Source organism: Escherichia sp. E1V33 (assembly GCF_004211955.1).
GTDB lineage: Bacteria > Pseudomonadota > Gammaproteobacteria > Enterobacterales > Enterobacteriaceae > Escherichia.
Genome location: NZ_RHJI01000018.1, coordinates 1 through 2,952, shown reverse-complemented (window position 1 = coordinate 2,952; position 2,952 = coordinate 1). Strand labels below are relative to the sequence as shown.

General features: G+C 52.7%; 1 rRNA gene. It reads left to right on the top strand.

Going from position 1 to position 2,952, the window contains the following annotated elements:
- Nucleotides 1–114 precede the first annotated feature (114 nt).
- Nucleotides 115–2,952, top strand: a 23S ribosomal RNA gene (locus tag D9742_RS16685); the annotation flags it as partial.

Below are 2,952 nucleotides of genomic sequence, written 5' to 3'. Positions count from 1 at the left end.
TTTGCTCTTTAAAAATCTGGATCAAGCTGAAAATTGAAACACTGAACAATCGAAAGTTGTTCGTGAGTCTCTCAAATTTTCGCAACTCTGAAGTGAAACATCTTCGGGTTGTGAGGTTAAGCGACTAAGCGTACACGGTGGATGCCCTGGCAGTCAGAGGCGATGAAGGACGTGCTAATCTGCGATAAGCGTCGGTAAGGTGATATGAACCGTTATAACCGGCGATTTCCGAATGGGGAAACCCAGTGTGTTTCGACACACTATCATTAACTGAATCCATAGGTTAATGAGGCGAACCGGGGGAACTGAAACATCTAAGTACCCCGAGGAAAAGAAATCAACCGAGATTCCCCCAGTAGCGGCGAGCGAACGGGGAGCAGCCCAGAGCCTGAATCAGTGTGTGTGTTAGTGGAAGCGTCTGGAAAGGCGCGCGATACAGGGTGACAGCCCCGTACACAAAAATGCACATATTGTGAGCTCGATGAGTAGGGCGGGACACGTGGTATCCTGTCTGAATATGGGGGGACCATCCTCCAAGGCTAAATACTCCTGACTGACCGATAGTGAACCAGTACCGTGAGGGAAAGGCGAAAAGAACCCCGGCGAGGGGAGTGAAAAAGAACCTGAAACCGTGTACGTACAAGCAGTGGGAGCACGCTTCGGCGTGTGACTGCGTACCTTTTGTATAATGGGTCAGCGACTTATATTCTGTAGCAAGGTTAACCGAATAGGGGAGCCGAAGGGAAACCGAGTCTTAACTGGGCGTTAAGTTGCAGGGTATAGACCCGAAACCCGGTGATCTAGCCATGGGCAGGTTGAAGGTTGGGTAACACTAACTGGAGGACCGAACCGACTAATGTTGAAAAATTAGCGGATGACTTGTGGCTGGGGGTGAAAGGCCAATCAAACCGGGAGATAGCTGGTTCTCCCCGAAAGCTATTTAGGTAGCGCCTCGTGAATTCATCTCCGGGGGTAGAGCACTGTTTCGGCAAGGGGGTCATCCCGACTTACCAACCCGATGCAAACTGCGAATACCGGAGAATGTTATCACGGGAGACACACGGCGGGTGCTAACGTCCGTCGTGAAGAGGGAAACAACCCAGACCGCCAGCTAAGGTCCCAAAGTCATGGTTAAGTGGGAAACGATGTGGGAAGGCCCAGACAGCCAGGATGTTGGCTTAGAAGCAGCCATCATTTAAAGAAAGCGTAATAGCTCACTGGTCGAGTCGGCCTGCGCGGAAGATGTAACGGGGCTAAACCATGCACCGAAGCTGCGGCAGCGACGCTTATGCGTTGTTGGGTAGGGGAGCGTTCTGTAAGCCTGTGAAGGTGTGCTGTGAGGCATGCTGGAGGTATCAGAAGTGCGAATGCTGACATAAGTAACGATAAAGCGGGTGAAAAGCCCGCTCGCCGGAAGACCAAGGGTTCCTGTCCAACGTTAATCGGGGCAGGGTGAGTCGACCCCTAAGGCGAGGCCGAAAGGCGTAGTCGATGGGAAACAGGTTAATATTCCTGTACTTGGTGTTACTGCGAAGGGGGGACGGAGAAGGCTATGTTGGCCGGGCGACGGTTGTCCCGGTTTAAGCGTGTAGGCTGGTTTTCCAGGCAAATCCGGAAAACTAAGGCTGAGGCGTGATGACGAGGCACTACGGTGCTGAAGCGACAAATGCCCTGCTTCCAGGAAAAGCCTCTAAGCATCAGGTAACATCAAATCGTACCCCAAACCGACACAGGTGGTCAGGTAGAGAATACCAAGGCGCTTGAGAGAACTCGGGTGAAGGAACTAGGCAAAATGGTGCCGTAACTTCGGGAGAAGGCACGCTGATATGTAGGTGAAGCGACTTGCTCGTGGAGCTGAAATCAGTCGAAGATACCAGCTGGCTGCAACTGTTTATTAAAAACACAGCACTGTGCAAACACGAAAGTGGACGTATACGGTGTGACGCCTGCCCGGTGCCGGAAGGTTAATTGATGGGGTTAGCGGTAACGCGAAGCTCTTGATCGAAGCCCCGGTAAACGGCGGCCGTAACTATAACGGTCCTAAGGTAGCGAAATTCCTTGTCGGGTAAGTTCCGACCTGCACGAATGGCGTAATGATGGCCAGGCTGTCTCCACCCGAGACTCAGTGAAATTGAACTCGCTGTGAAGATGCAGTGTACCCGCGGCAAGACGGAAAGACCCCGTGAACCTTTACTATAGCTTGACACTGAACATTGAGCCTTGATGTGTAGGATAGGTGGGAGGCTTTGAAGTGTGGACGCCAGTCTGCATGGAGCCGACCTTGAAATACCACCCTTTAATGTTTGATGTTCTAACGTGGACCCGTAATCCGGGTTGCGGACAGTGTCTGGTGGGTAGTTTGACTGGGGCGGTCTCCTCCTAAAGAGTAACGGAGGAGCACGAAGGTTGGCTAATCCTGGTCGGACATCAGGAGGTTAGTGCAATGGCATAAGCCAGCTTGACTGCGAGCGTGACGGCGCGAGCAGGTGCGAAAGCAGGTCATAGTGATCCGGTGGTTCTGAATGGAAGGGCCATCGCTCAACGGATAAAAGGTACTCCGGGGATAACAGGCTGATACCGCCCAAGAGTTCATATCGACGGCGGTGTTTGGCACCTCGATGTCGGCTCATCACATCCTGGGGCTGAAGTAGGTCCCAAGGGTATGGCTGTTCGCCATTTAAAGTGGTACGCGAGCTGGGTTTAGAACGTCGTGAGACAGTTCGGTCCCTATCTGCCGTGGGCGCTGGAGAACTGAGGGGGGCTGCTCCTAGTACGAGAGGACCGGAGTGGACGCATCACTGGTGTTCGGGTTGTCATGCCAATGGCACTGCCCGGTAGCTAAATGCGGAAGAGATAAGTGCTGAAAGCATCTAAGCACGAAACTTGCCCCGAGATGAGTTCTCCCTGACCCTTTAAGGGTCCTGAAGGAACGTTGAAGACGACGACGTTCAT